Raw genomic sequence first — 26,218 nt, 5'->3', positions numbered from 1 at the left:
CATAAAGCTGTTCATCGCCCAGATGAGCAATAAACAGCTTTGGGGTCAAAATGATATTGACTTATTCATAATTGTCAATGCTAGGGCAAGAGCAAATCAAGTGCTTATCGCCATAAACATCGTCCACACGGCCGACCGATGGCCAGAATTTATGAGCCTTAATGTACTCAAGTGGAAAGGCGGCAGTTTCACGGCTATACGGTTTATCCCAATCACCAGTGATGACGGCTTGGGTATGCGGTGCATTCACCAGAGGGTTGTTGTCCGCTGTCCAACCATCAGTACCTGCTTTGACCTTGAGGGCTTCTTGCTTGATTTGCTTAAGTGCAGCAATAAAGCGATCAAGTTCAGCTTTGCTTTCGGATTCGGTCGGCTCAATCATCAAAGTGCCTGCCACAGGGAAGCTCATGGTAGGAGCGTGGAAACCATAATCCATCAGACGCTTGGCAATATCGGTCTCGGTGATGCCTGTGTCTGCTTTTAGTGGGCGAATGTCAATGATGCACTCATGGGCAACACGGCCATTTTTGCCTGTATATAGCACAGGGTAGTCATCGCTAAGCTGACTTGCAACATAGTTGGCATTGAGCAGAGCTCGTTTGGTTGCTGCCAGTAGACCATCACGACCCATCATGGTGATATACATCCATGAGATTGGCAAAATGCTTGCCGAACCATAAGGGGCGGCCGATACCGCAGATTGACCTTCGATGGCGTTATGCACAGGGGCAACACAGTGGCTTGCGATGAATGGGGCAAGGTGTTTTTTTAGTCCAATTGGGCCCATGCCGGGGCCACCACCACCGTGCGGAATGCAGAAAGTCTTGTGCAAATTCATGTGCAGAACATCAGCACCAACATCGGCAGGCTGCATGAGAGCAACTTGAGCATTCATGTTTGCACCGTCCATATAAACCTGACCGCCGTGAGTGTGAATCAAATCACAAATATCGCGGATACCCTCTTCAAATACGCCGTGCGTAGATGGGTAGGTAATCATCAATGCACCAAGTTTGTCGCTGTGTGTTTCGCATTTGGCTTTTAAATCGTCCAAATCGACATTGCCAAATTCATCGGTAGCAACCACCACCACTTGCATGCCCATCATTTGGGCAGTGGCTGGGTTGGTGCCATGTGCCGAACGAGGAATCAGGCAGACGGTGCGATCGGCTTGACCGAGGCTTTCGTGATAGCGGCGGATTGCCAACAGACCTGCATACTCACCAGAAGCACCAGAGTTTGGCTGCATACTGATTTCATCAAAACCTGTGATGGCTTTTAGCTGTTCTTGTAGCCCGTCAATCATTTCAATGTAACCTGCCACTTCATCTCGTGGGGCGAATGGGTGTACATTGGCAAATTCATTCCAGGTAATTGGCAGCATTTCGCTGGTTGCGTTTAATTTCATGGTGCAAGAACCCAGTGAAATCATCGAGCGGTTCATCGCCAAATCTTTGTCTTCTAGAGATTTTAGATAACGCAGCATTTGATGTTCGGTGTGATGACTGTTAAACACAGGGTGGGTCAAAATGTCGTCAGCACGCACTTGTGAGCCAAGCACCGATTTGACCTCGGTCAAGCTGCCAGTTACGCCAAAGAAACCACAAAGGGCATTAAATTCTTCTTCGTCAGTCAGCTCGTTAAATGCCACCGAGATTTGTGTAGGGCTGACACGCCATAGGCTATAACCTGCCGCTTTGGCAGTTTGCATGATTTGATTGGCGACTGATTCGTCCTTGGTATCAACCAAGACAGTGTCAAAAAATACTCCATGGACAACGGTAAACTTTTGTTTAACTGCTTCAGCAAAAGCAACCGCCAAAGCATGAATGCGTGTGGCAATGCGTTTTAGACCCACTGGACCATGATAAACGGCGTACATACCAGCTAGGTTGGCAAGTAGTACTTGAGAGGTGCAGATGTTTGAGTTGGCTTTTTCGCGGCGAATGTGCTGCTCACGGGTTTGTAGTGCCATGCGTAGGGCGGTGTTGCCTTGTGCGTCCTTACTTACGCCAATAATGCGTCCGGGGGCAGAGCGTTTGTCTTTGTCTTTAAAGGCAAAATAAGCCGCGTGTGGGCCACCAAAGCCCATTGGAATACCAAAGCGTTGGGTGCTGCCCAGTGCGATATCAGCACCCATCTGGGCAGGGGATTTTAGCAAAACGAGGCTTAGAATATCGCTTGCCACGATGGCATAAGCACCTTTTTCTTTAACTGCTGTGATGATATCGGTCAAATCAACAACATCGCCATCTTTGCCGACATATTGGAAAAATACCCCAAAAAATTCACCATTTTTGGCAACTTCAAAATCACCCACCACCACATCAAAGCCAAAATATTTGGCACGAGTTTTAATTACATCAAGCGTCTGTGGATAGGTGCGATTGTCCACAAAAAAGGCATTGGATTTGGATTTGCTGACGCGTTTTGCCATCGCCATTGCTTCGGCGGCAGCTGTGGCTTCATCAAGCAAACTTGCTCCTGCCAAATCAAGACCAGTCAAGTCAATGCACACTTGTTGGAAGTTTAATAAGGCTTCCAAACGCCCTTGGGCAATCTCGGCTTGATAAGGCGTATAGGCGGTGTACCAGCCAGGGTTTTCTAGCACATTACGCTGAATCACCGCAGGCAGGCGAGTGGGAGCGTAGCCTTGACCGATGTAGCTTTTTGAGACAGTGATTTTATCCGCCATTTTGCGAAGTTTGGCTAGGGCGTTATGCTCGCTCATCGCAAGGGGTAAATCTAGGGCTTTGCCCAAACGCACCGACTGCGGCACAACAGAGTCCACAAATTCGTCTAGGGTTTTTGCCCCCACCGCAGTAAGTAGGGCTTGTTGTTCGCTTGCATCCTTGCCAAGATGGCGATGAACGAACGCATTTTCGTAAAAAAGGTCAGAAAAGGTGTTAAATGACATAATTTATCCTTATTTAAAAGAACTAAAAAATTAGTAATCAGAATAACTTTGCAATAATTTTACTTCATCGGGTGAATTATCCCAAAAAAATTGTGTGTCATTTTTATCAAAAGAGCCCACAATTACCATACCGCAATCATTATCTTTTTCAAAAATATCATAATAAACCAAATCGCCATTTGCATTATAAAAACTTACCTTTGCTTTTTGCTCTGGTTCAAGCCATTTATTTGTTTGAATTTGTGTTAAAACCAATTCATTGTCAATTCTACGAAAATCTTTAAAACCATTTTCTGTATATTGACGCATACCAATAATGGTAATATGGTCTGGTGCAAATACAACATCAGCAATGTGTTTTCCATCCGAACTGTATTCAGATAATTCATCTTGAATAATGTTGTTCTCTTTATCCAAAACTAAAATGCGACAAGTTACATCGTCCGTATTGCGATAATAAATTTTAACAAAATCATCAGACATTTTAATCAACACCTTGGCAGAGCTTGCCTTTATAAGCAATAAGTTATTCGGTTTTGTTGTTAAAATTTTATTTGCCAAGCAAATAACAACTGTCAATCAAATTCTAAAACAGCCAAACCAAAGACGATTTGCCATTATCGCCCAATGCTTGAAAATTTAACAATTGTTTAGTTTTGCCTAAGATAATTTGCACCATTAATCTAATTATCATTAAAAGATAGTTAAATTTAATTTAAAATATTATCTCAAAAATACCATTTTAAATTAAACCAAAAATAACCAAAACCAAGCGTAAATCATCACAACTTACGCTTGGCTTTTTGTTTACAGACTGCTTTGGTACTCTTCAGCACTCATTAGGCTGTCATAGTCGGCAGGATTGGCAGGTTTTACTTTAAAGAACCACGCTTTGCCGTATGGATCTTCATTGGCAAGCTCTGGGCTGTCCACCAGCTCTTCGTTGATTTCAACGATTTCACCGCTGATTGGTGCATAGACATCAGATGCGGCTTTGACAGACTCAACGACAGCGATTTCTTGGTCGGCTGCAACTTCTGTACCAACTTCTGGCAGTTCAACGAATACCACATCGCCAAGCAAATCTTGGGCGTGGTCAGTAATGCCAACGGTAATTGTGCCGTCTGCTTCTAGGCGTAACCATTCGTGGCTGGCTACATATTTTAGATCAGCTGGGATATTGCTCATGGGATTCTCCTTTGAGTGGGGTTTGGGGTTAATAAAAATTTTTGGTAATAATAATTTTATCTAAAACTAATAAGATGTTAATTATTATTACCTTTATAAAATTGGCTAATCCAAAAAGTTATTAACATTGTCATTAAAGGTGAATGACAATAACTTCCAATCATTTTTGCTTTTGTAAAAGGTGCATTGATACCATAAGCCTAAGTTTTCACGACGAAGCATAAACTCATGACGGACATAGTTATCTTTGCCAAATTTTGTGGTGTTGTAAGGAATGACGTCAATGGGACTTCCCCAAATTGGAACGCCTTTATGGGCAAGCTCAATAACTTGATTTTCAACTACTGCCAATGATTTTTCAGGTTGTAAATCACTCCAAGACCAATAAGGTTCCATGATTGCGGTCATATGCTTTGGGTTCATATCATTGCTATTTAGGGCGGTTGCCATATCTTGACACAGCTCAAAAGTATCCTGTTCGGTTGTCAAAGTTTTAAAAGTTGGTGTGCCAGCAAAAGCCGATGCAGATACCGTGCTTAATAATAAACCGATTGCCAGTTTTTTCATAACCATAACCTTATTAAAATCTACCCAAAAGCATTTGCCATAGCAATGCTTTTGGGTATTATCATCAATCAAACTGCTTTTTACCATTTCTTACAAAGGGCAATTTTAGCACTCGCACTTCCACTTCTTTACCACGCATAATCACTTTGGCATGTTCACCTGTAAAATCTACAGGCACACGAGCGATGGCAATGGATTGGTTAAGGCTTGGGGAGAATACACCACTTGTGGTAATGCCACTGCCAGCATCGGTTACAACTTCCATACCTGCACGCATGACGCCTTTTCCTTCCAGCAATAGACCAACTTGCTTAACCGTTACGCCTGCTGACTTTAATGCCACCAGCGCTGATTTACCGACAAAATCACGGTTTTCGTCTTTCAAATCCACTGTCCATGCCATGCCAGCTTCAAGCGGACTGACCTCGTCTGTCATATCGTTGCCGTATAGGTTCATGCCAGCTTCCATTCTTAGGGTGTCTCTCGCCCCAAGTCCGCAAGGCTTCACACCTGCTTTTGCCAAGGCTTGGAAAAACTCACCAGATTTTTCTGCTGGCAAAATCACCTCCACGCCATCTTCGCCTGTGTAGCCTGTGCGAGCCACAAACCACCCATCACCGATATCCGCACCAACAAAGGGCTTAAGAGCGTTTACTTTATCCGCCCATTCAGGCTTGACGGTGAGCAGTTTTTCGATGGCTTTTGGGCCTTGAACGGCAATCATGGCAACATCATAGCGAGGGGTGAGGATGATACCAAATTCTTGGGCGATTTTGGCAAATTGTGCAGAATCTTTTTCGCGAGTTGCACCGTTTGAGACGATGCGGTAGGCGGTTTCTTCTTCGTTCATGCGATAGACAATCAAATCGTCCATCACGCCGCCATTGTCATTGAGCATGGCTGAATATAAAGCCTTGCCAACAAAAGTTAGCTTGGCAACATCGTTGGCGATAAGTTTTTGAAAAAAGGCTTTTGCGTTATCGCCTGTAACATCGGTAACAAGCATATGCGAAACATCAAACATACCTGCATCGGTACGCACAGCTTCGTGTTCGGCAATTTGTGAGCCATAATTAACAGGCAGCTCCCAGCCGCCAAAATCGATTAATTTGCCATCAAAAGCAACATGAGAATCATATAAAGGTGTGCGTTGTGGAGCGGTCATGGCGATTTCCTTATAAAATTGGGTGATTGATAAATACAGCAAACAACTTAGCAGCTTGGCGTGCTAAGTTTTGCATTTAACAGTCCCCATCTGTCCTTTGACCTGAGATTTTCAATCACTTTAGCATCGCTGCGGTGATTTTCTTCCCTTCGGTGTACAATTGTACTCTCCAGATTGTGCCAAACAAACATTTCAGTCCCATTTACCTGAGCGATTGTAGGGTGTTTACGCCTTCGGTGGTGCCGCTTAATACAGACAGGCACGCTCTCCTGAATGTTTTACACCTTTCTATTATGAAAAATAATGTGATATTTTACAAGTAAAATTTTACACTTTTTGTAATTTTGCCAGTGATTTGGCATTTTTTGTCAAAATTTTCAACAAACCATGAAAGAAATTGCATTAATAAGCATGATAAATCGCACCTAGGCATAAAATGTGGCAAAAACAGGTGGATTGCGAAGAGTGGATAGAATTTGTTAAAATAATGATAAATCGCCACGCACAATCAGCTGTAGATTTAATTTTGTTATTCTAATTATTGTATGAGGAAAATCATGCATTGCGATGTTTATAAATTCCCAAAAAATGAAGGCTGGTATGTGTACATTGCCCGTCCCAATTATCCAAACGATACCGATGCCCTGACCGATTGGTTGGGCGTGCTACCAAGCCAGCTGCGTGCCAAATTGGGCTTGGGGGAATTTGTGATGCACTTGGATTTGGCAAGTCGAGAAAAGCTGGCACAGGCGGATATCAATCAGGTCATATCAAAACTTGCCGAACAGGGCTATTATGTGCAAGCACCGCCAAGCGATGTACTGACAGCACAGGCACTAAATAAAGCAAAAGAGGCTCAAGATAAGCGGTTTGATTAGGCTTGTGTGGCTTAATTTATTTGCTGATATTGTGGTTTTGCTTGGCACAAAAGTACATTCTGGATATTTTTATTTTTAAAAAATCGTGATAAAATAAATCAAGTTTTATTTTTGGTTGTCATGATGAATTGGCTAAAAGATTTACCACTTGAACAAATCAGCGAGACGCTGGCTGGTTTTTTTGCTTTTTGGGCCCGTATTACCGATGGCGTACCTGCAGGGCAGTTGCCACTGATTGTTTATGCGGTTTGTTCAGCATTGGTGTTGGTTTTGTGGCTGCTTGTCATGCGACTGATTCCTCGTCCCTTTAAGGGCATCAGCTGGGTATTTGTTGCAGCGGTGTTATTTGCACCTGGTCAGGCTGCAGGCAACACAGGCGAGATTGCACCCGCTATGCTTGGCGTATTTCATGCGATTTTGATGAAGGATTTTTTGGGTGCGTTATCCGCTGCTGTACCAATCTTTGCGGTATTTGCCGCTCTATTGGTGGTTGGTGCAGTGTGGCAGATGGCACGCTCGGTCATAGCTGCCAATGCCGAAAAACAGCAACAAACTCTCCAAATCCAAGAGCAGCGTCGCCAATATCTACAAGCCCAAAACCAGCACAGCAGCGAAGCTGAGTGATATCGTAGTATAAGTGGCAGTGTAGCAAAACAAGTTTTAACCAAGGCTTGCCTTTGGACAAAAAACACTGTATAATATCAGCTTTGTTAAATGAGTTGTGCTTGGCATGACTTACTTTTCAATCTCCTTGCCATTGTCAGACAATAAGTTTGCTGATGGCTGTTTTAATCCGTAGGGAGTCCTTATGAGACATTATGAAGTGGTGCTACTGGTTCACCCAGATCAAAGCAACCAAGTTGCCGACATGGTAACAAAATACCGCTCTATCGTAGAAGAAAACGGCGGTGCTAACCATCGTCTAGAAGACTGGGGTCGCCGCCAATTGGCATACCCAATCAACAAAATTCACAAAGCACACTATGTGTTGCTAAACATCGAATGTAATGAAGAGACTTTGGCTCAACTAGAAGAGCTATTCAAGTACAACGATGCAATTATCCGCAGTCTGGTTATCCGCAGAGACGCTGCCATCACTGAGCAATCGCCTTTGGCAAAAGAAGCAGAAGATAAGCGTACTCGTAAAGCCAACCGTCGCAATGATGTTCGCACCGAGCAAGGTGAGAACGATGCTGACAGTGATAACTAATTAAGGAGATTTCATCATGGCACGTTTTTATCGTCGTCGTAAGTTCTGCCGTTTTACTGCCGAAGGCATCTCTCACATTGATTACAAAGATGTAGAATTGCTAAAACAATATATCAGCGAAAATGGCAAAATCGTTCCTAGCCGTATCACTGGTACTTCAAACAAGTATCAGCGTCAATTGGCTGTTGCGATCAAGCAAGCTCGTTACTTGGCATTGTTGCCATATACCGACAACCACAAGTAATTACGGAGATAAATCATGCAAGTTATTCTATTACAGCGTGTCGTTAATCTTGGTAAACTTGGTGAAACGGTTGATGTAAAAGCAGGTTACGGTCGTAACTATCTAATCCCACAAGGCAAAGCATTGCCAGCCACTGAAGCAAACTTGGCAAAATTTGAAGCTCGCCGTGCTGAACTAGAAGCACTAGAAGCTCAAGAATTGGCAGCTGCCAACAAGCGTGCTGAAGCATTGACTGATGTGAATGTCATCATGCGTGCCAAGTCAGGCGATGAAGGCAAGCTATTTGGCTCTATCGGTGCTCGTGATATCGCTGACGCACTGACCAAATCAGGCTTGGAAGTTGATCGCTCTGAAGTGAAAATGCCAGAAGGTGCATTCCGTCAAGTGGGTGAGTACAAAGTTACTATCCAATTGCACCATGACATCAGTGCTGAGATTTTGGTTACTATTCTTTCTGAAGATGCTGCAGCACAAACCGAAGAAGAGTAATCTGTCTTATCAAATAAAACCCTTGAAGTCATTCAGGGGTTTTTTATAGCCACAAGAAAAAGAGTTTGTTTTTATGCTGATATGGTGCAATAACTTTATTATATAATTAAACTTGTATTTAATCATATATAATAGTTTGGATTCGTTTGTCAAATTTACAAAACGCTACAACTTTGCCAATAAGTATTACAAAAAATATGAAGTTATTGCTACAATTGATTCATTAAAAATGATACAATAAAAAACAGAACAACCGTTAACTGCCCATTCTTAGTATTGCACCAGTGGGTACGGTGCGGTTGATACACAGACATTTCACCAATCGGCAAGACAAACATGAAAACCCGAGCCTTGACATTTTCACCATCGACCATATTTTTTGCAACCGTTTTGACAGCAACTGCTTTGCTGGGTGGCTGTTATAAGGTCGGCGATGCGGTCAATGGGGCGGTGTATGATATTAAGGTTCAAAAAAACAAACAGGAAAATGAACCAAAGCTAAAAAATTTTGATGATGTTGGTGATAAATACCAACCAGCAAATTCTGCTGAATTGGCAAAGTACGACTGGGTTTTGGTGTCGGCACAGATGCAGGGTGCACCAATTGAGCGTTATGAGTCGATCATTGCCAAGCGGTCGGCGACAATGAATTTTGGCGACAATTTGGTTTCGTATAGCTTGGGTTGTAATAATTATCGCAGCAGCTATCAACTTAATGAGGGTGTTATTTCGCTAAATTCCATCGGTGCAACAATGATGAGTTGCAACAATACCAATAATGGTCAGCTTACATTAAATCAAATTGAGGATAAATTTACCAATGCATTAGCCCAGTCTCGCCTAAGATTTGCCAACAATCCTGATGAGCAAACCGCAACTTTGGTGCAGCAAAAAGGGGTTGAGGTGCTGATTTGGCAAGGCGTATTAAAAAACAATATCCGCTTTGGTGAGCCTGTGCGTCTGTACTGGGAAATTGACCCAGAAACGGTCAATTGTGTGGATACCACAGGTGGCGATAAAATGTGCCTCAAAATACGCAAGGTGAATTATAATGCCGAAGGTATTAAGGTGGGTGCTGGGGCTTGGCGAACTTTTTATGGCAAGATACACGGTTTTAACCATCAGGGCAATGTGCGACAAATCATCCGCCTAAATGCCTACAATAACCCAGATGGTAAAGAAAATCCATACTATGTTTTTGACAGCATTGTCGAAAGTGAAATTATCAATGCTCAATAATGCCGCTTTCTAAGTCTACCGTTATGTGTTTTGTTTATAAAATTAGCTGCCAATTGGCAGCTTTTTATTTGGATTGTTTTAAGTTTTGGTTAATAGCCAATGAATAAAACTTTGTATCACAGGGGTTGTTCCACGATTTTTATAATAAACCAAAGAGACGGGCTGTGCTGCGATGTGCCAATCTGTCAATACAGCGACAAGGTTTGGGTGGCAAGCTGCAGATTTTTTGTTCATTTTGCCGATACCTAGACCATTGACAATCATCTGGTCGGTGATGGTAAAATCATTACAACCAAAATAACTGTCAGGGGTGATGCTGATGCTCTGTAGCCCTTTTTGAAAGTGCCAAGGCAGACTCATTGTTTGGGCGATGATTTTGTGCTGGTGCAGTTCATCGGGTGTTTGTGGCGTGCCATGAGATGCCAGATAGTCCGCTGTGGCATAGATGCCAAATTCTACCATTTGCCAAACGCGAGCAACGGCATTGTCATTATTGATCGCACCAACGCGAATGGCGATGTCTATACCGTCTTGGATTATATTAATTTTTTCTTGATTTAGATTTAATTCAATTCTAACATCTGGGTGGCTTACCAAATAGTCATCAAGCACTGGCAGCAGGTATTGATGGGCGATGTCGGTGGCAATCGAGATACGCAACAAGCCAGCAGGGTGAGCCAAACCCTTGCGAATACTGTCAATGGCGGTATCTGCTTCTTGGAGCATTTTAACCGCATGGATAAAGAATTGCTCGCCAAGCTCATTGGTGCTGATGCCTTTTTTGCCACGATTGATGAGTTGTGTGCCAAGTGCATTTTCTAGTTGGGTAAGTCGCCTACTAAGCCGAGAAACATCAACGCCAGTCAATTGTGCAGCTTGGCTTAGGCTGCCTGCTTGCACCACCGAAACAAATAAGCGAATATCATCTAAACTGGGCTGATTCATAATAGCTATCCAAAAATTTATACAAGTGTAGCGATTTTTCTTAATAAAAGCAATTTTTAAGGGGTTTTTGTTTGAGCTGTTTAATAAATGACAGCTTATCTTTGCAAATTTGCAAAATTATTTTGCCAAAATCCGCTTGTGGTTTGTATGGTTTGTTGGCATAATGGGCAAAACCAAAAACCACCATTGTTAAAATCTATCGGAGAAAAACATGACCAAGCAAGTCGCGGTACTCATTGGTAGTGCCAGTCAGAATTCTGTCAATCGCTGGGCTTTTGATTATTTACAAACGGTTGCTCCACAATCGCTGCAATTCACCATCGTACCAATCTCCCATCTGCCACTTTATGATCGTGATTTGGATGCCAAAAGCGTGCCTGCTTATGATGAATTTCGTGAGGCGATCAAGGCAGCGGATGCGGTGCTTTGGATTAGCCCTGAGCATAATGGCGGAGCGTCAGCGATGCTAAAAAATGCCATTGATATCGGTTCACGCCCAATGGGGCAGAGTGCATGGACGGGCAAGCCTTTGGCATTGATGAGTGTGAATGCGGGTGCCAGCCCACGAGTAACCGATCAGCTGCGTACATTGGCAACGGGTCCTGCGTTAAATATGCCAACACTGCCATTTGCAGCCAATGTTGGTGATATTTTTGCAGGGGCGTTTAACGAACAAGGCGAACTGGTATCAGAAAAAGGCAAGGCAACTTTACAGGGCTTTGCCAATGCTTTTGCAGAATTTATTGAAAAATTCTAAACTATTTATTTAATTATACATTTATCTTAAAAACCATCTGCAAGCAGGTGGTTTTTTAATTACAATGCAGACTGTTCATTTGGTGAATTTTCGGCTAAAATATGCTAAATTTCATCCACTGATTTTGGTTTATGCCACATCATTCTCATCAGCTTTCCTTAAAAGAAAAAATACACATCATTATCGAAGGCACAGACACCCCAGCAGGTAAATTGTTCGATGTGCTGATTTTAATGGCAATTATCGCAAGCGTCTTGGTGGTGATGCTTGATAGCGTGCTGTACCTGCGATTGCAGTATGGACGGTTGTTTTTTATTGCCGAATGGTTTTTTACTGTTTTATTTACTATTGAGTATATCTTAAGAGTTTATTCATCGCCAAACCGCCGCCGTTATGCGACAAGTTTTTTTGGCATGGTGGATTTGCTTGCGGTATTGCCAAGCTACCTAAGCCTAATTTTTGCTGGCACACAGTATCTGTTGGTGGTGCGTGTGTTGCGAATTTTGCGGATTTTTCGTGTATTTCGCCTAAAATCTTATATGCAGCAAGCAGGATTTTTGGCAGCCGCCTTTAAGACCAGCCAGCATAAGATTACGGTATTTTTCTTATCACTGCTATTGCTTGTAACGATTTTTGGTTCGGTGCTGTATGTCATCGAAGGGCCTGAAAATGGCTTTACCAGCATTCCTTTGTCGATTTATTGGGCAGTGGTAACGCTAACAACAGTCGGCTATGGCGATATTTCCCCAAAAACGCCACTGGGTCAGGCGATAGCAAGCATGGTGATGATTACAGGTTATGCAATCATCGCTGTGCCGACAGGGATTTTTACTGCCGAGCTTACTCGCACCATGCGACCACAACTACAGCCCATTTCTTGCCCGAATTGTGGCAAGTTTGGCCATGCAACCAATGCACAATTTTGTGATCGATGCGGGCATGATTTGCATATTTAGCTAAAATTAATTATTGGATAATCAAAAGTGAATATCAAGATGCTGTGGCAAGCTGCACCAGTTACTTTGTTGCTGATAGCAGGCTTTGTGTTGGTTATGGTGATACAAAGCCTGCTTGGTGTTCGGATTGATGATCCAAGCATGGCGGATTTGCTGCGTTTTGGGGCGAATTTTTTGCCAGCGACCTTGCATGAGCCGTGGCGACTTGTCAGCAGTGGTTTTTTGCACATTGGGATTTTGCATCTGTTGTTTAATAGCTTTGCCATGTATTATTTGGGGCAAGCAGCCGAGATGATTTTGGGCGGTTTACGATTGCTTGGCTTGTTTTTGTTGTCGGTGATGGGCGGCAGTCTGTTGGTCAATTATGAGGCGTGGCAAATGTGGCAGCTGGGCAAAATGCCAACACTGACGGCAGGTGCATCGGGTGGCATTATGGACATTGGGGCATTTTTGTTAATCTTGGCGATGTGCAAAACACCTGTTGGCTATGTGCTAAATACCAAAGGGCTTGCCATTACGATGGCGATAAATCTGCTGGTGGGATTTGCTGTTGATGGCATTAGTAATGCAGGGCATATTGGTGGCAGTTTGGTTGGTGTAACGGCGGGGGTGTTGTATGCACTCCTTCATCGCTTTGCCAAGCATCAATGGTTGCCGTGGGTGATTTCTGCTGTGGTGTTGGCGAGCATTTATGCTTGGCAGATGGCTACTTGGAATGCATTGTTGTCATAAGAAAACTTGTCTAGCGGACAATTTGGGTGCCGACACCTTCTTCGGTAAAAATCTCCAGCAAACAAGCATGTGGCACTCTGCCATCAACGATGGTTGCACTGCCTAGACCCGCTTTTACGGCATCCAATGCACCTGATATTTTTGGAATCATGCCACCGCTAATTGTACCATCTGCAATCAGTGCATCAACATCTTGGGTGCGAAGCTGATTTAGGACATTGCCTTCTTTGTCAAGCACGCCTTTAATATTGGTCAGTAGTAATAATCGTTCAACGCCCAAAAATTCTGCAACACGACTGGCAACCAAATCAGCATTGATATTATAAGTATTGCCTTGTTTATCAACGCCAAGCGGTGCAATCACAGGGATAAAGTCGCTCTGGATTAGCATATCAATCACTGATTTATTGACCGATTCTACCTCGCCAACAAAGCCCAAATCAACCACCTCTGGCTGATTGTCAGCATTGGTTTTTTGTACCAAAAGTTTTTTGGCACGGATAAGATTGGCATCTTTGCCTGTCAAGCCAATCGCCTTGCCACCATGCTTGTTGATAAGGCTGACGATGGATTTATTGACCTGTCCGCCCAGCACCATCTCAACAATTTCCATGGTTGCTTTGTCAGTAACACGCATGCCATCAATTCTCTGACTCTGGCGACCTAGCTCATGAAGCAGATTATCAACTTGTGGGCCGCCACCATGCACCACCACAGGGTGAATGCCGACTGTTTTTAGCAGTACAATATCACGGGCAAAAGAACTCTCAAGCTCGGGGTCAGTCATGGCATTGCCACCGTATTTGATGACGATGACCTTGTCCTTGTATTTTTGGATATAGGGCAGGGCGGTGGTGATGACTTCAGCGGTGAGTTTGGCATCTGCTAAGCTAAGCGACATGATATCTCCTTGTATGATGGTGATGATTAAGCCCGATGTGTTAGTTGCGACCTGATGAGCCAAAGCCGCCCGCACCACGCTCGCTGGTGCCGCTAAATTCATCAACAACGACAAATTCTGGACGCACTATCGGTGTGATGACATACTGTGCCATGCGTTCAGCAGGGTTTAGTACAAAGTCCTCATGGCTGCGATTCCATAGCGAGACCATCAGCTCGCCTTGGTAATCAGCATCAATCAGCCCAACCAAATTGCCCAAGACGATGCCGTGTTTATGACCAAGTCCAGAGCGTGGCAAAATGATTCCTGCAAAATTTGGATCATTGATATAAATGGCGATGCCTGTGCCAATCAGCTTGGTCTCGCCTGCTTTGATGGTTATCGGTGCATCGATGCACGCACGCAAATCAATGCCTGCTGAGCCATCGGTGGCACGAGTGGGTAGGGGGAAGGCAGGGTCTGTGCCAATTTTTGGGTTAAGGATTTTTAGTTGTACATTTTTCATGGATTGCTCAAAATTAACAAAATACAGTATGCTAAAATTAGCATTATTGTGCAATTTATGCAAGCATTACTTGCGTGCGGCATTTATTTATCACTATTTGTCAAATGGCTGCAATAAAAAAGCCCGATGGGTATCGAGCTTTTGTGATTTTAGGCATCGGCATTGTCTGCGTCTTCGTTTGCCAGCTGGCTTTGTAAGAATGCCTGTTCAAAATTCACAGGGGCAAGCAAAAGCTGTGGGAAACTGCCACGAGTTACGATGTCGCTGATGGCCTCGCGTGCATAAGGGAATAAAATATTTGGGCAGTAGGCTTGTAGCAGGTGTGGCAAATCAGCCTCTGGGATATTTTTTAGTAAGAAAATACCCGCCTGCTGTACTTCGGCGATGAACGCAACGCTGTTGTCAAGTTTTGCAGTAACGCTGACATTTAGCACCACTTCTTTATAATCTTCATCAAGATCATTGACGCTGGTTGCGACTGTAACATCGGTTTCTGGTTGCCATGGCTTGGTAAATACTTCGGTATTTGGCACTTCAAATGAAATGTCCTTGGTGTAGATACGCTCAAGCCCCAATTGTGGTTGATTTAGTTCATCTGACATAATATTTTCCTTAAATTAAAAATGGTTAAGCAAGCAACTGATCAAGTTTGCCTGCGTTGTTTAAGGCATTGAGTTGGTCAAAACCACCAACGAACTCATCACCAATAAAAATCTGCGGTACAGTGCGATAGCCTTTTGTTTTATCTGATAACTGCTGGCGTTCGTCATCTGTTAGTCCGCGAAAATCAATCTCATCAAACGCAACCGATTTGCTGTTAAGCAGCTGCTTGGCAGCAATGCAATAAGGGCAGGTGGCGGTGGTGTAGATGGTTACAGTTTTCATAAAAAATCCAAATTTATTCACAATGCCAATTCATGAACTCTTGCATGAATTTGGTGTATTAATTAGTATGGGGGTAAGACGGCAAATTTCAAGCCAGACTCGCCTTGGGTGCATAAAAGGCGTATGGATTATTTTTTCTTGGCACCGACCAATGGTAAACCTGCCGCTTGATAACCCTGAATGCCGCCTGCCAGACGCATGAAGTTTGGGCGATTGATAAGCTGTACAGCAGCACCCGCTTGCATGCCAATATCACAAACGATAATCACAGGCACTTGAATTGCCTGCAACTCGGTTAGGCGATTTTTTAGCTCGCCAAAAGGGATATTTTGGCTGCCTGTGATATGACCTGCGGCAAATTTGTTGGCGGCACGGATATCAATAATGCGAGCGTTTTGGTTATTTACCAACAACCCAAGTTCATTGGGTGAGACCTTGCGACCACTGCGTTTGCCCTCGATGGCAAAAAAAGCAATGATAAGCACTGCCAATAGCCCAAACAATACAGGGTGGTTGCCCATAAATTCAAACCAGCGTTCCAAAATAAACTCCATGTGTTGTGTTGATAAGGGTAAAACCGATTATTTGCTATAAATAAAAACAGTTATTATAGCCAAAAATTGCAACAATTGCACCAGTTTCTGCAAAAGGCTTGTGGCTATTTGCTTGCCGCACCGTTTTTGGCTTCGTCAATCAAGCCAATCAAGCTCTCAATGCGGCGAGGCAGTACTTCACCACGATTTGCCGCCGCCCACATGGCACAGCCTTTGGCATTGGCATGGTGGCTACAATCACGAAATTGACAATCGTCTGCCAGTGGACGCAGCTCATCAAATCCTGCCAAAATATCATCAGCGGACAAATGCCAAATCCCATACTCACGAATGCCGGGTGTGTCAATAATACCGCCTTGATGCAGCTTGTGGTTGTTGTAGGCAAGCAGACGGCTGGTGGTGGTGGTATGCTGACCCAGTTGTGAATTGGTAGAAATCTGATTAGTTGCTTGATTGGCATTTGGCAGCAGTTTGTTAATAAGACTGGATTTGCCAACGCCCGACTGCCCTGCAAAAATGCTAAGTTTGCCATCAATATGTGCCGACAGTTCATCAACACCTGTATCATCAACCAAAGAAGTGCTAATGAGCGAAAAACCACACTGCTCACCAAGTTTTTGGTAATTGCAAGCGATGTTGGCGACTTCTGGGTGCTCTGATAGCAAATCAGCCTTGTTTAAAAGCAGCAGCGGCTTTACGCCTGCAAGTTTGGCGATAAGCAGATAGCGATCGATTAAATTTACCGCAGGTTTTGGCAAGGGGGCAAAAACAATAACCAGTGTATCAACATTGGCTGCCACAGGCTTGACTTTATGATAGCGATCAGGACGCGTGATGAGCGTTGTTCTGGGCAAAAGTCGCTCAATGCGTCCCAGTCCACTGGATAAATCCAGACTAAATTGCACGGTATCAGCACAAGCAAGCATGGGCAGATTGGTGCGTGCATGACATCGCCAAATTGCCCCAAGTGTCAGCAATTGCTCGTCTGAGTCATGCTCTGGCAAGATGCTGGGCAGGGCGGTGATTTGCACATCAAGCTGCTTGCCAAAATGCGAGACAATCACCCCTGTGGCAAGTGTGCCATCATCGTGGTCTTTGTGCTGATTTTGCTGAATTTGACGAGTCTGGCGTTGAGTGAGTTTACGGCGGCGAATTAGCGACATATTCATTGATTGTAGTGATGGTTCAAATAACTTTAGCATAAAAATCCCAAGACGGCAAATTTATCCTTTGGCTTGGGTGTGTGATAAATTGCTTGCTGATAGAATTCTTAGGAGGATAATATTTATGGCTTTGATAAAAATAGCAGAATTGATTTGGTGAAACTGCATAAATCTTTTATAATAAGAGCTTTGATTGCCCAGTGATAACTTGGTATTTTTATTAAATTTTATTTTTAAATAATTAAAAAGGTCAGCATGAGCCAACTTAATCCACGACAGCATGAAGCAATGATTCACACACAAGGGCCGCTTTTGGTACTGGCTGGGGCAGGTTCTGGCAAGACTTCGGTAATCACCCAAAAAATCGCCCATTTGATTCAGGCGTGCCATATCCCAGCGGAGCGTATCACGGCAATGACCTTTACCAATAAGGCGGCTCGTGAGATGAAAGCACGCGTCCAAAAACTTATCCCCAGCGAGAAATCTCGCGGCTTGACGGTGTCTACCTTTCACCAATTCGGCTTGCAGTTTTTGCGATTTGAGCTAAAAAACACCCCATTAAAGCCCAATTTTTCTATTTTGGATGCCGATGACTGCAAAAGGCTCTTGATGGAGCTGATGATGCGGGATAATATGAGCGGTGCTGAGAGTCGAGAGTTGGTCGCCAAAGCAATCAAAATGATTTCGGACTGGAAAAATGATTTGGTTGAGCCAGAGGCTGCCGCCGAGACACTGGACGATCCTGAGGATTTGTTATTTGCCCATTTGTACGCCATGTATGAACGCAATCTGCGAGCGTATAATGCGGTGGATTTTGATGATTTGATCGTGATGCCTGTGAAAATTTTGCGTGAAAATCGTGAAGTGCGTGATAAGTGGCAAAATCGCATTCGCTATTTGTTGGTTGATGAATATCAAGATACCAATACCGCTCAATATGAATTAATTAAACTGTTGGTTGGAGTAACCGCACGCTTTACGGTGGTGGGCGATGACGACCAATCAATCTACACTTGGCGTGGAGCAAAACCTGAAAATATGGCACTGCTTAAGCAGGATTTTCCAACGCTAACTGTGGTAAAGCTTGAGCAAAATTACCGCTCAACCAACCGTATCTTAAGTGCTGCCAATGCTGTCATTGCCAACAATCAGCATATTTTTGACAAGGCATTGTGGTCGGATAAGGGTCATGGCGAGCCAATTCGGGTGATTACCTGTGCCAATGATTTTGATGAAGCAGAGCGGGTTGCCAAAGAGATATTGACGCACCGATTAAGGCATGGCAATACTTGGGATAAATATGCTGTGCTATATCGCAGCAATTTTCAGGCACGTTCGCTGGAGGCACAATTGCGTCAGCTTGAGATTCCCTACAAAATGTCAGGCGGTACTTCGTTTTTTGCACGCACCGAAATCAAAGATGTGATGGGTTATCTACGCATTATTATCAATCCAGATGATGATGCGGCATTTTTGCGAGTGATTAATACCCCCAAGCGTGGCATGGGTTCGGCAACGCTTGAAAAGTTGGGACTGTTTGCCCAAGAATGTGGCACTTCGCTGCTGGCGGCGTGTACGCATTCAGGATTGCGAGCGGCTGTGGGCAATAAGGCGGGCAATACCCTGCAGGATTTTGGTGAATTTATCGATCGTTACACCCAAGATTTGTACGACAACAGCGATCCGATGCCACTGGTGCGACAAATGATTGTGGAGACGGGATATATTGATTATATCAAAGAAGATTCCAAAAATCCTCAGCAAGAAAAAGGGCGACTTGATAATATCGAAATGCTGTATTCAAGCATCAGCTCGCTGATTAACCGTGCCGAAGATGATGATGACAAAACCATCGATGCGGTGATTCGTAAATTGGTGCTGCTGGATATGCTAGAGCAACAGCAGGAGGAGGAAAATACCAACAAGGTAAATCTGATGACGCTGCACGCAGCCAAAGGCTTGGAGTTTGATTATGTTTATATCATCGGTTGTGAGGAGAATATTTTACCGCATCATAATGCCATCTTGACCGATAATATCGAAGAAGAACGCCGCCTGATGTATGTGGGTATCACGCGTGCAAAAGTGGAGCTGACTTTGCTGCTTGCCAAACAACGGCGTTCTGGCAGCGATTATAAAACAGTCTCGCCTTCACGGTTTTTGGACGAGTTGCCGATTGAGCATATCAACTACCCATTCCACAAAGGGATGGCTGCACAAAAAGACCCCAAGCAAGTGGCAAATGATTATCTAAGCAATATTCAAGCAATGCTTGCTGCCAAAAAGGGCTAGGTGGCAACGGTGTCTTGATGGCTGAATTTTTGGTATTTTTTAATAATTATATTTATTAAAATTCACCAAATTGCGTGTGTTTTTATGCTAAGCTGTGTATTTGACAATTATGGCAAAGAAGTGATAAGCCAACGGGGCGGGGGCTTTTTGGTTGGTGGTGATGATTGGGGGTTGTCAAATATCTTGCGATTGGCTGTGCTAAGCTAACAACGCTTGGCTTTCATAAACCCAAGCACCACTGTCAAAGCAACCAGCTGCACCACGATAATCAGCCCGACCACCGCAGGCCACTGACCTTGGGCGTAGGCGATGGCACACGCCCATGCACCAAAAAACCCACCACCATAGTAGCTCATATAATACAAACCCGATGCCAATGAACGCCCATGGCTGACATGGCTGGTCAAATAACTGATGGTTGCTGATTGGGTGATGAACACGCCTGATGACATTAAAGTTAAGCCGATGATAATAACATATAATGGCTCAAGCAAAGTAAGCAACAAGCCAATCATAGACACAACAACCGCCAGACAGATGGTTGTAATCATACCAAAATAAACCACTACGCGTGCTGACAATGGCGTGATTATCATGCCAATCAAATAAATGGCAAAAATATTCGCAAGGCTGCTTGTGCCCAGATAATACGGTGCATCTGCCAAATACAAATTCACAAAACTAAAGCAACCAACCAAGCTAAACAGCACGCAAGCACCAAGCAGACCGCTGCTGATAACATGGGGGTTTTTGGCATGGGCAAATAAAGTGGCAAAGGCAGCTTGGAAATTTTCGCTAATGACAAATTTTTTGGAGGCAGGGAGTGTTTTATGCACCCAGATTGCTCCAAGTACTGTCGCCGTTGCCATCAACAGATAGCCTGATTGCCAGCCGATAAGATTGTCAAAATGCCCTGCAAAAAATCGCCCAGCAAAACCACCCAGTACCGTTGCGGCAACATAGAGCGACATCATCGCTGGTAGGTGGTCTTGATACTCTTCGCTGATGTAGGCAATCAGCACAACGGTGATGCCTGGAATGCTAATTCCTTGCAAAAACCTCCATAAAATCAACTGATTAATGCTATCTGCCATGCCAATCAATGCAGTCGGTAGAGCAAGTGCCAGCAGTGATGCAACAATCAGCGATTTGCGTCCATAGGCATCAGATATCATACCCATAAATGGCGAAATGATGGCAATGGCAAGTACAGTTGCCCCAACTGCCATGCCAGCTTGTACTTCGCTTGCGGATAAATCACTCATCAGCACGGGCAAAATCGCCTGCACTGAATATACTTGCAAAAATGCAAAAAAACCAATGATGGCGATGGCAAGTTTTTCGCTGATGGTAGGCGGTGGATTGGCGGTATCGGTTGTCATAGTGGGTTTGGGTTGGAATATTGTTTTATTTTATCATACTCTGCGGCGTTTGGTGGTTTTTGTGTGATGAAAGCTCTAGGCTCGCTTGATTTGTTGATAAAAAACCAAAGTGGCGTGCGTGCTGATGGTGATTTGTCAGAGATGACATTGCCCAAAAACCACCAAAAATGCTACAATATTGCCTTTATGATAAATGCTTGGAAAACAGCTATGACACAACGGTTGGATTCGGTTTTGATAATCGGCGGCGGCAATGTGGGCTTGTCTTTTGCTTTATTATTGGCTCACCATGGTATCAAAAGCACACTGATTGAGCAGTATAAATATCCCAAAATTGAGCCTGACGATGATGTTGCACGCGTGCATTATCTGGACAGTCGCAACACTGCATTATCTCGGCGGACGGTGCAAATTTACCAAGAAATCGGTCTGTGGCAACGGCTTCAGAGTCATGCTTGTCGCATTGATTGTGTGCAAATCAGTGAGCTTGATAGCTTTGGCCAGGCAACGCTCAATAAAGACGAAGAGGGTGTGGAAAGTTTTGGTCAGGTGATCGAAAATGCTCACTTGGGCAGGCAGTTGTTGTTGGCGGTTTATGACAATCCGTTGATTGAGCTTTATGATGATGCCACTGTGATTGAGGCTTATCAGGACGCAGACAGTGCCAGCGTTGTTGTGCAGTTTGGCACAGACCAGCAGCGTACTTTGCGGGCGGCTTTGGTGGTGGCGTGCGATGGTCAGTATTCGCCCATTCGGCAGTTTTTGCATATCGGCGTGGATAGCCATGATTATCAACAAGTGGGCATCGTAGGCGTGGTGCAGACGGATAAGCCGCATGCACATACAGCGATTGAGCGGTTTAGTCCTGCAGGGCCGCTGGCAGTGTTGCCATTGACAGACGGTGTGGGTGATGGTGGCAGTGATTTGACGCAGGGTTATCGCCGCTCGGTGGTGTTTATTTGTCCGCAAGGGGAACAGGAGCGGTATTTGCATGATGACGAATATTATTTGGCAACATTGCAATCGGTATTTGGCAGGGCGGCAGGACGCTTTGTGGCAACAGGCAAGCGAGGAGCTTATCCATTGCGTAAAGTTTTGGCACATCGTCAGGTATTGGGTCGGTTTGTGCTGATGGGCAATGCCGCCCACACGCTGCACCCTGTGGCAGGGCAAGGGTTTAATCTGTGCCTAAGAGATGCTTATACGCTTGCCAATCTGCTGGCGGCAGCACAACAAGAGCAGGGCAGTGCGGTGGATTTTGGTGATTATCATCGTCTGGCAGGCTATGAAAAAATGCGTAAGCAGGACCAGCAGCGAGTCATCAAATTTTGTGATACGGTGATTGGCAGTTTTTGTAGCCCAAACCCCATCATGCGTTTTGCACGCAATGTTGGATTGCTGGCATTTGACAAAATCCCAGGAATTAAGCCGATGGTGGCAAGTTATGCCATGGGGCTAAAATCTTAACATTGGCGGAAAATTTATGTTATTAAAGGGGATTTTGGTTATCTTTGCCTGTCTGTTTGTGGGGCAGGTGTTTATTGCATGGACGAATTTGCCATTGCCACCAAGCGTCATTGGACTGCTTTTGTTATTTTTGGCATTGCAGTTTGGCTTGGTAAAGTTATCAACGGTTGAAAAGCTGGCAAAGGTAATGCTTGATTATTTGGTGCTGCTGGTCATTCCTGCTTGTATCTCTATCATGCAGTATCTGCAAATTATCCGTGATGATTTGTGGGTGCTGTTGGTCGGTGTATTTGTCAGCACGGTGTTGGTGCTGCTGTCGTCAGCGTATTCTTATGGGTGGTTGCGTCGTTTACAAAAACGCCAGCTGGCTGACAAAGTGTCCAAGAGTGGTTTTTATGAATGAGCTGTTGCTACAGTGGCATAATTCGTTGAGCAGCAGTCCATTTTTGTTGCTTTTTATTCTGATTGGCGTGTTTGAGTTGGCAGTTTGGTTAAGAAAACGCAGCAATCTGCCACTTTTGAATCCTTCGCTGCTGACGACCATTGGCGTGATTGTTATTTTAAAGACAACAGGCATCAGCTGGCAGAGTTTTGAGCAGGCGAGCAATTATTTGACTTTTTGGTTGCAGCCTGTGGTGGTGTGTTTGGCTGTGCCGCTGTATATTCAGTGGCAAAAAATTCGTGCACAGTGGTTGCCGATTATTGTCTCACAAATAATTGCAAGCAGTGTCGGCATCATTACAGGGATAGGTTTGGTGCGTCTTTTGGGTGGTAGTCATGACAGTGTGCTGGCGGCGGCGGTGAAGTCTGTTACCATGCCAATTGCCATCGAGGTGATAGAGACTTTAGGCGGTGTTGTGGGGATTGCCGCATCAACTGTCTTGGTTGCAGGCGTGTCAGGGCAGATGGTGGGCGTGTGGATATTGCATCGTTTTGGGCAGAGATTGCCAATGGGCTTGGGGTTGTCGCTGGGGTCGGCATCGCACGCACTGGGTACAGTAAGAGCCATGCAACTTGGCTCAAGATATGTTGCTTATGCGTCTTTGGGGCTGATTTTAAACGGCATTATCACGGCTTTTTTGGCACCGATTATTGTGCCTTGGCTGGTTTGATTGTCCAATCTTGGTTGTGTTGTGGCTGGGTTTGGGCTTTGATTGGTTATATTTTTCGATGTTTTAAGGCCAAATACATCATTGCCACATTGATAGCATCATTTAGTGCATCATGGCGTGGCAGATCGGGAATATCAAGTGCCTTGACCATGCCAGCCATTGTCAAATCCACATAGCTGTCATAATATTTATTCTTGGTTTCTTGGGCATGAAATAGACGAGAGATTTCAATCTGTGGCTGAGGTAATTTGATGCCCAGCATGGGTTTTAAGAATTTATTCACCATTGCCACATCATATTCCAAAAAATAACCAACCAGCGGACGACCACCAACAAAATGCAAAAACTGCTCAAGTGCCGCCTCAATGGTTACGCCATTGCTTAGATCCTTTGGTCTTAGTCCATGAATGGTAACATTGGTTGCCTGCATGAGTCCATCAGGTTTGATTAAAATCTCAAAAGTATCACTGGTTAGGATGCGATTACCGCGAATTTTTACCGCACCGATGGAGATAATCTGTGCCTCGCTGACCGTTAGGCTTGTGGTTTCACAATCAAAGCTCACCAGCTCATCAGGGTGGCTTTCGTACAAAAAATCATAACGCTTGTCTTTGAGACGGCGGCGGTAGTAATGCTGGTGAATGAGCTTGTGAATCATCGCAGGCGACCTAATAAAATTATTTAAGTATATTGCAGGTTAAAATGACTGCTGACATGATTTTTAAAGCGTTTGACAACTTGCAGAGCGTCTTTTAATAGATCTCTTTCAAGGGTTGATAAATGCTCGGTGGCAATCTGGTTGGGGGTTAGCTCTTGGTTGTGCTTTAGTGCGGTCAGTCCATTTTTTAGGCGAGTGTTCATCAGATATGCCAATGCTTCACTGACATCTTGGCTTAGCTGTTTTTCGATAAGTCCCAGTTGTGCCAAGCGAGCAATCCGCTCAAAGGTGTTGATTTCGCTGATTTTTGCTTGTAGGCTCAACGCACGCACACCATGCACCACGGGGAAAGTCCCCATTTTTTTGATGTCCATCTTGTGCTTTTTTTGTCCCAAAATCTGCATAAAAAATCCTCGCCCATCTTCGTCAAACTGATTGATTGCACGGGCAAAATTCATCAGCATACCAACATCACCGTCCAAATGCTGATACAAATAACCACGCAGCCTATCAAGCAGTGTCTCATCACCACTGATTGCACGAGCGTCCATAAAAATTGCCAAATTCATCAGATTGTCAGGGCTTGGATTGTTGCACCAGTGGCTAATGGTCTGCTCAAACTGGCTGACAGACTGACACCACGCAGGATTATTCACCATAATTTTGCCCATGCAAGGCGGATAACCAAATCGCTCCAATGTGGCTGATAACTTATCGGCATAAGGGCGAACGCTGGCAATGTCAATGCTGTCTTTGACGATGAGTGCATTGTCCTGATCGGTTTTTAGCACTTGTTCGCCACGCCCCTCAGACCCCATGACAAGCAGGCAGCTGTTTTGGACGATTGTATCAGGGGCGATCATCTGCCATGCTTTTTCAAATAAGCGTCCATTTAGCACCTGCATCAATTGAGACAATTGCTTGGCTTGCATACCGCCAGAATGCAACGCCCAGATGGTGTGATTCATCTGTAGGGCAACTTCGGCAAGTTCGTCTAGGCTTGTGGCGACTTCTAGTTTTTCGGCAATCAGATGGCTGTGATTGGACAAAAATGCCAAAATATCAACTTGCTCAAGCACGCCAACTGGCTTGGCTTGCTTGGTGATGACCACACGCTGAATGCGATGGTGCATCATTTTTAATAAGGCGGTGAACATAAAATCCTGAATATCCACGCTGATGAGGTCAAATTTTGCCCACAAATGCACAGCATCAAAGGGATTGAGCGTGTCGGCATTTTTTATAAAGACATCACGAAATAGCGATTCTGTTACCAGCCCAATTTTGCCTTCATGCTCGATGAGCAGGGATTTAGATTTGTTGTGCTGCATGATTTTGGCAGCTTCTATCAGGTTGATTGTGCCACTGTGCAGCTTGTCATAAGGGCGATACGCATCGCGGACTTTGGCGGTGAATAATCCTGCCAACTCATGCTCACGGCGACCGTCTGCTTGGTTTTTTAGCTTGTCGGCAATGTTGGCAAAAAAATACGCCCCAAAATCGCTGTTTTCTTCGATCAGCTGGCGAATGATTGCTTTGGGTATGGCGTACAGCAGGCTTTGTTCGACAGCGACAAAGCTGTGGCGATAAGATTGCTCAAACAACGCTCGCGTATCAAAACTGTCTGATGGGTGATATAGTGCCAGCACCTCTTGATTGGCGTCAATTTCTTTGACCATGCCTTTGATGACGATATACAGTGCCTCGATGCTGTCTTGGGCGGTGATGATGGTGGCATTGTCATCAAAAAATACAATGTCTGTCGCAGCTTGCAGTGTGTTGCGTTGCTTGGGCGTTAGAGCATTATAAGGTGCGGTGCTAAAATCAAAACGGTTCATGCAAATCCTTGTTTGTCAATCCATGGTATTATATTAGCAGATTTGTACAATTTCACAAGTTAGCTGTGTGCATTTTGACAGAATTTGGGTAAATTTATGCCAAATTTGGCAAATGCAACAAGCCAAAGCGAGCATGGGTAAGTTGGCATGGTGGTAAAATTATCCAGTTGCATT

Annotated in this window: 28 protein-coding genes and 2 riboswitches; of the genes, 13 read left to right on the top strand and 15 right to left on the bottom strand. The window is 44.4% G+C overall.

Features of this window, described 5'->3' with window-relative positions; genetic code table 11:
- Nucleotides 1–61: 61 nt before the first annotated feature.
- The 5 genes from gcvP to gcvT form a co-directional block, all read right to left on the bottom strand.
- On the bottom strand, nt 62–2,917 hold the full coding sequence (gene gcvP / locus EL162_RS09005; RefSeq protein ID WP_126331481.1) for an aminomethyl-transferring glycine dehydrogenase: 2,856 nt from the start codon (nt 2,915–2,917) through the stop codon (nt 62–64).
- Between the two features lie 30 nt (nt 2,918–2,947).
- A complete protein-coding gene (locus EL162_RS09000) occupies nt 2,948–3,496 on the bottom strand; it encodes a hypothetical protein (RefSeq protein WP_126331480.1) in 549 nt (182 codons plus the stop codon).
- A 228-nt stretch (nt 3,497–3,724) separates the two neighbouring features.
- Nucleotides 3,725–4,105, bottom strand: coding sequence for a glycine cleavage system protein GcvH (gene gcvH / locus EL162_RS08995; RefSeq protein WP_126331479.1), 381 nt, complete (start codon nt 4,103–4,105; stop codon nt 3,725–3,727).
- A gap of 105 nt (nt 4,106–4,210) precedes the next feature.
- Nucleotides 4,211–4,672, bottom strand: a complete 462-nt coding sequence (locus tag EL162_RS08990) for a hypothetical protein (protein WP_126331478.1) — start codon at nt 4,670–4,672, stop codon at nt 4,211–4,213.
- Between the two features lie 64 nt (nt 4,673–4,736).
- Nucleotides 4,737–5,837, bottom strand: a complete 1,101-nt coding sequence (gene gcvT, locus EL162_RS08985; RefSeq protein WP_126331477.1) for a glycine cleavage system aminomethyltransferase GcvT — start codon at nt 5,835–5,837, stop codon at nt 4,737–4,739.
- Between the two features lie 80 nt (nt 5,838–5,917).
- Nucleotides 5,918–6,020, bottom strand: a riboswitch (glycine riboswitch).
- Nucleotides 6,021–6,119: riboswitch (glycine riboswitch) on the bottom strand.
- A gap of 275 nt (nt 6,120–6,394) precedes the next feature.
- On the opposite strand from gcvT, the gene EL162_RS08980 reads away from it, so the two are divergent.
- The 6 genes from EL162_RS08980 to EL162_RS08955 all read left to right on the top strand — a co-directional run bounded on the left by EL162_RS08980 (nt 6,395) and on the right by EL162_RS08955 (nt 9,897).
- The gene (locus tag EL162_RS08980; protein WP_126331730.1) at nt 6,395–6,715 is read left to right on the top strand and encodes a YcgL domain-containing protein; all 321 of its coding nucleotides are present in this window, start codon (nt 6,395–6,397) and stop codon (nt 6,713–6,715) included.
- 120 nt (nt 6,716–6,835) lie between these two features.
- Entirely contained in the window at nt 6,836–7,339 is a 504-nt protein-coding gene (locus EL162_RS08975; protein WP_227543398.1) for a hypothetical protein, read from the top strand.
- Between the two features lie 184 nt (nt 7,340–7,523).
- Nucleotides 7,524–7,925: a 30S ribosomal protein S6 gene (gene rpsF, locus EL162_RS08970; protein WP_126331476.1), complete on the top strand. Its 402-nt coding sequence runs from the start codon at nt 7,524–7,526 to the stop codon at nt 7,923–7,925.
- 16 nt (nt 7,926–7,941) lie between these two features.
- Entirely contained in the window at nt 7,942–8,169 is a 228-nt protein-coding gene (rpsR, locus tag EL162_RS08965) for a 30S ribosomal protein S18 (protein WP_076556033.1), read from the top strand.
- A gap of 15 nt (nt 8,170–8,184) precedes the next feature.
- Complete coding sequence (gene rplI, locus EL162_RS08960; RefSeq protein ID WP_126331475.1) at nt 8,185–8,658, top strand: 50S ribosomal protein L9; 474 nt, start codon at nt 8,185–8,187, stop codon at nt 8,656–8,658.
- Nucleotides 8,659–8,994: 336 nt separating this feature from the next.
- A complete protein-coding gene (locus EL162_RS08955; protein ID WP_126331474.1) occupies nt 8,995–9,897 on the top strand; it encodes an META domain-containing protein in 903 nt (300 codons plus the stop codon).
- A 78-nt stretch (nt 9,898–9,975) separates the two neighbouring features.
- Here EL162_RS08955 and EL162_RS08950 read toward each other — a convergent pair whose 3' ends face one another.
- A complete protein-coding gene (locus EL162_RS08950) occupies nt 9,976–10,842 on the bottom strand; it encodes a LysR family transcriptional regulator (RefSeq protein ID WP_126331473.1) in 867 nt (288 codons plus the stop codon).
- A gap of 211 nt (nt 10,843–11,053) precedes the next feature.
- Here EL162_RS08950 and EL162_RS08945 point away from each other — a divergent pair, with 211 nt between their 5' ends.
- The 3 genes from EL162_RS08945 to EL162_RS08935 all read left to right on the top strand — a co-directional run bounded on the left by EL162_RS08945 (nt 11,054) and on the right by EL162_RS08935 (nt 13,287).
- The gene (locus tag EL162_RS08945) at nt 11,054–11,599 is read left to right on the top strand and encodes an NADPH-dependent FMN reductase (protein WP_126331472.1); all 546 of its coding nucleotides are present in this window, start codon (nt 11,054–11,056) and stop codon (nt 11,597–11,599) included.
- Between the two features lie 131 nt (nt 11,600–11,730).
- Nucleotides 11,731–12,555, top strand: a complete 825-nt coding sequence (locus EL162_RS08940) for an ion transporter (RefSeq protein WP_076555439.1) — start codon at nt 11,731–11,733, stop codon at nt 12,553–12,555.
- A gap of 27 nt (nt 12,556–12,582) precedes the next feature.
- The gene (locus EL162_RS08935; protein ID WP_227543397.1) at nt 12,583–13,287 is read left to right on the top strand and encodes a rhomboid family intramembrane serine protease; all 705 of its coding nucleotides are present in this window, start codon (nt 12,583–12,585) and stop codon (nt 13,285–13,287) included.
- 10 nt (nt 13,288–13,297) lie between these two features.
- Here the strand turns inward: EL162_RS08935 and argB are convergent, their stop codons facing one another.
- The 6 genes from argB to rsgA form a co-directional block, all read right to left on the bottom strand.
- Entirely contained in the window at nt 13,298–14,188 is an 891-nt protein-coding gene (gene argB / locus EL162_RS08930; protein ID WP_076555437.1) for an acetylglutamate kinase, read from the bottom strand.
- Nucleotides 14,189–14,228: 40 nt separating this feature from the next.
- Complete coding sequence (gene dut, locus EL162_RS08925; protein WP_126331471.1) at nt 14,229–14,693, bottom strand: dUTP diphosphatase; 465 nt, start codon at nt 14,691–14,693, stop codon at nt 14,229–14,231.
- 149 nt (nt 14,694–14,842) lie between these two features.
- Complete coding sequence (gene secB / locus EL162_RS08920; protein WP_076555435.1) at nt 14,843–15,295, bottom strand: protein-export chaperone SecB; 453 nt, start codon at nt 15,293–15,295, stop codon at nt 14,843–14,845.
- 25 nt (nt 15,296–15,320) lie between these two features.
- Nucleotides 15,321–15,578, bottom strand: a complete 258-nt coding sequence (gene grxC / locus EL162_RS08915; protein WP_076555434.1) for a glutaredoxin 3 — start codon at nt 15,576–15,578, stop codon at nt 15,321–15,323.
- A 128-nt stretch (nt 15,579–15,706) separates the two neighbouring features.
- A complete protein-coding gene (locus EL162_RS08910) occupies nt 15,707–16,120 on the bottom strand; it encodes a rhodanese-like domain-containing protein (RefSeq protein WP_076555449.1) in 414 nt (137 codons plus the stop codon).
- A gap of 116 nt (nt 16,121–16,236) precedes the next feature.
- Nucleotides 16,237–17,295: a ribosome small subunit-dependent GTPase A gene (gene rsgA / locus EL162_RS08905; protein ID WP_126331727.1), complete on the bottom strand. Its 1,059-nt coding sequence runs from the start codon at nt 17,293–17,295 to the stop codon at nt 16,237–16,239.
- Between the two features lie 255 nt (nt 17,296–17,550).
- Between rsgA and EL162_RS08900 the strand changes: the two genes are divergently transcribed.
- Nucleotides 17,551–19,587 (top strand): UvrD-helicase domain-containing protein, encoded by a 2,037-nt coding sequence (locus EL162_RS08900; RefSeq protein ID WP_076555432.1) that lies wholly within the window; start codon nt 17,551–17,553, stop codon nt 19,585–19,587.
- Nucleotides 19,588–19,790: 203 nt separating this feature from the next.
- On the opposite strand, the gene EL162_RS08895 is transcribed toward EL162_RS08900, so the two are convergent.
- Complete coding sequence (locus tag EL162_RS08895; RefSeq protein ID WP_126331470.1) at nt 19,791–20,969, bottom strand: MFS transporter; 1,179 nt, start codon at nt 20,967–20,969, stop codon at nt 19,791–19,793.
- Nucleotides 20,970–21,179: 210 nt separating this feature from the next.
- Here EL162_RS08895 and EL162_RS08890 point away from each other — a divergent pair, with 210 nt between their 5' ends.
- The 3 genes from EL162_RS08890 to EL162_RS08880 are packed head-to-tail and all read left to right on the top strand — an operon-like array spanning nt 21,180 to nt 23,548.
- The gene (locus EL162_RS08890) at nt 21,180–22,436 is read left to right on the top strand and encodes an FAD-dependent monooxygenase (protein ID WP_126331726.1); all 1,257 of its coding nucleotides are present in this window, start codon (nt 21,180–21,182) and stop codon (nt 22,434–22,436) included.
- Nucleotides 22,437–22,452: 16 nt separating this feature from the next.
- Nucleotides 22,453–22,839: a CidA/LrgA family protein gene (locus EL162_RS08885; RefSeq protein ID WP_076555429.1), complete on the top strand. Its 387-nt coding sequence runs from the start codon at nt 22,453–22,455 to the stop codon at nt 22,837–22,839.
- Nucleotides 22,832–23,548, top strand: a complete 717-nt coding sequence (locus tag EL162_RS08880) for an LrgB family protein (RefSeq protein WP_126331469.1) — start codon at nt 22,832–22,834, stop codon at nt 23,546–23,548. Before EL162_RS08885 ends, EL162_RS08880 begins: the two co-directional genes overlap by 8 nt.
- A gap of 46 nt (nt 23,549–23,594) precedes the next feature.
- On the opposite strand, the gene EL162_RS08875 is transcribed toward EL162_RS08880, so the two are convergent.
- Together EL162_RS08875 and EL162_RS08870 are read right to left on the bottom strand one after the other, a co-directional pair.
- On the bottom strand, nt 23,595–24,206 hold the full coding sequence (locus EL162_RS08875; protein WP_076555427.1) for a 3'-5' exonuclease: 612 nt from the start codon (nt 24,204–24,206) through the stop codon (nt 23,595–23,597).
- A gap of 23 nt (nt 24,207–24,229) precedes the next feature.
- Nucleotides 24,230–26,044 carry a DUF294 nucleotidyltransferase-like domain-containing protein gene (locus EL162_RS08870; RefSeq protein ID WP_126331468.1) on the bottom strand — a complete coding sequence of 605 codons (1,815 nt, stop codon included), beginning with the start codon at nt 26,042–26,044 and terminating at the stop codon, nt 24,230–24,232.
- Nucleotides 26,045–26,218 lie beyond the last annotated feature (174 nt).

The sequence above is a fragment of the Moraxella cuniculi genome (genome assembly GCF_900637105.1).
Lineage (GTDB): Bacteria > Pseudomonadota > Gammaproteobacteria > Pseudomonadales > Moraxellaceae > Moraxella > Moraxella cuniculi.
This window is presented reverse-complemented; position numbering and strand designations above follow the sequence as displayed.

Excerpts from the sequence above, each read along its gene's own strand:
- gcvP (WP_126331481.1), bottom strand. The coding sequence starts at position 2,917 with ATGTCATTTAACACCTTTTCTGACCTTTTTTACGAAAATGCGTTCGTT.
- gcvH (WP_126331479.1), bottom strand. The coding sequence starts at position 4,105 with ATGAGCAATATCCCAGCTGATCTAAAATATGTAGCCAGCCACGAATGG.
- EL162_RS08990 (WP_126331478.1), bottom strand. The coding sequence starts at position 4,672 with ATGAAAAAACTGGCAATCGGTTTATTATTAAGCACGGTATCTGCATCG.
- gcvT (WP_126331477.1), bottom strand. The coding sequence starts at position 5,837 with ATGACCGCTCCACAACGCACACCTTTATATGATTCTCATGTTGCTTTT.
- EL162_RS08980 (WP_126331730.1), top strand. The coding sequence starts at position 6,395 with ATGCATTGCGATGTTTATAAATTCCCAAAAAATGAAGGCTGGTATGTG.
- EL162_RS08975 (WP_227543398.1), top strand. The coding sequence starts at position 6,836 with ATGATGAATTGGCTAAAAGATTTACCACTTGAACAAATCAGCGAGACG.
- rpsF (WP_126331476.1), top strand. The coding sequence starts at position 7,524 with ATGAGACATTATGAAGTGGTGCTACTGGTTCACCCAGATCAAAGCAAC.
- rpsR (WP_076556033.1), top strand. The coding sequence starts at position 7,942 with ATGGCACGTTTTTATCGTCGTCGTAAGTTCTGCCGTTTTACTGCCGAA.
- rplI (WP_126331475.1), top strand. The coding sequence starts at position 8,185 with ATGCAAGTTATTCTATTACAGCGTGTCGTTAATCTTGGTAAACTTGGT.
- EL162_RS08955 (WP_126331474.1), top strand. The coding sequence starts at position 8,995 with ATGAAAACCCGAGCCTTGACATTTTCACCATCGACCATATTTTTTGCA.
- EL162_RS08950 (WP_126331473.1), bottom strand. The coding sequence starts at position 10,842 with ATGAATCAGCCCAGTTTAGATGATATTCGCTTATTTGTTTCGGTGGTG.
- EL162_RS08945 (WP_126331472.1), top strand. The coding sequence starts at position 11,054 with ATGACCAAGCAAGTCGCGGTACTCATTGGTAGTGCCAGTCAGAATTCT.
- EL162_RS08940 (WP_076555439.1), top strand. The coding sequence starts at position 11,731 with ATGCCACATCATTCTCATCAGCTTTCCTTAAAAGAAAAAATACACATC.
- argB (WP_076555437.1), bottom strand. The coding sequence starts at position 14,188 with ATGTCGCTTAGCTTAGCAGATGCCAAACTCACCGCTGAAGTCATCACC.
- dut (WP_126331471.1), bottom strand. The coding sequence starts at position 14,693 with ATGAAAAATGTACAACTAAAAATCCTTAACCCAAAAATTGGCACAGAC.
- secB (WP_076555435.1), bottom strand. The coding sequence starts at position 15,295 with ATGTCAGATGAACTAAATCAACCACAATTGGGGCTTGAGCGTATCTAC.
- grxC (WP_076555434.1), bottom strand. The coding sequence starts at position 15,578 with ATGAAAACTGTAACCATCTACACCACCGCCACCTGCCCTTATTGCATT.
- rsgA (WP_126331727.1), bottom strand. The coding sequence starts at position 17,295 with ATGTCGCTAATTCGCCGCCGTAAACTCACTCAACGCCAGACTCGTCAA.
- EL162_RS08900 (WP_076555432.1), top strand. The coding sequence starts at position 17,551 with ATGAGCCAACTTAATCCACGACAGCATGAAGCAATGATTCACACACAA.
- EL162_RS08895 (WP_126331470.1), bottom strand. The coding sequence starts at position 20,969 with ATGACAACCGATACCGCCAATCCACCGCCTACCATCAGCGAAAAACTT.
- EL162_RS08890 (WP_126331726.1), top strand. The coding sequence starts at position 21,180 with ATGACACAACGGTTGGATTCGGTTTTGATAATCGGCGGCGGCAATGTG.
- EL162_RS08885 (WP_076555429.1), top strand. The coding sequence starts at position 22,453 with ATGTTATTAAAGGGGATTTTGGTTATCTTTGCCTGTCTGTTTGTGGGG.
- EL162_RS08880 (WP_126331469.1), top strand. The coding sequence starts at position 22,832 with ATGAATGAGCTGTTGCTACAGTGGCATAATTCGTTGAGCAGCAGTCCA.
- EL162_RS08875 (WP_076555427.1), bottom strand. The coding sequence starts at position 24,206 with ATGATTCACAAGCTCATTCACCAGCATTACTACCGCCGCCGTCTCAAA.
- EL162_RS08870 (WP_126331468.1), bottom strand. The coding sequence starts at position 26,044 with ATGAACCGTTTTGATTTTAGCACCGCACCTTATAATGCTCTAACGCCC.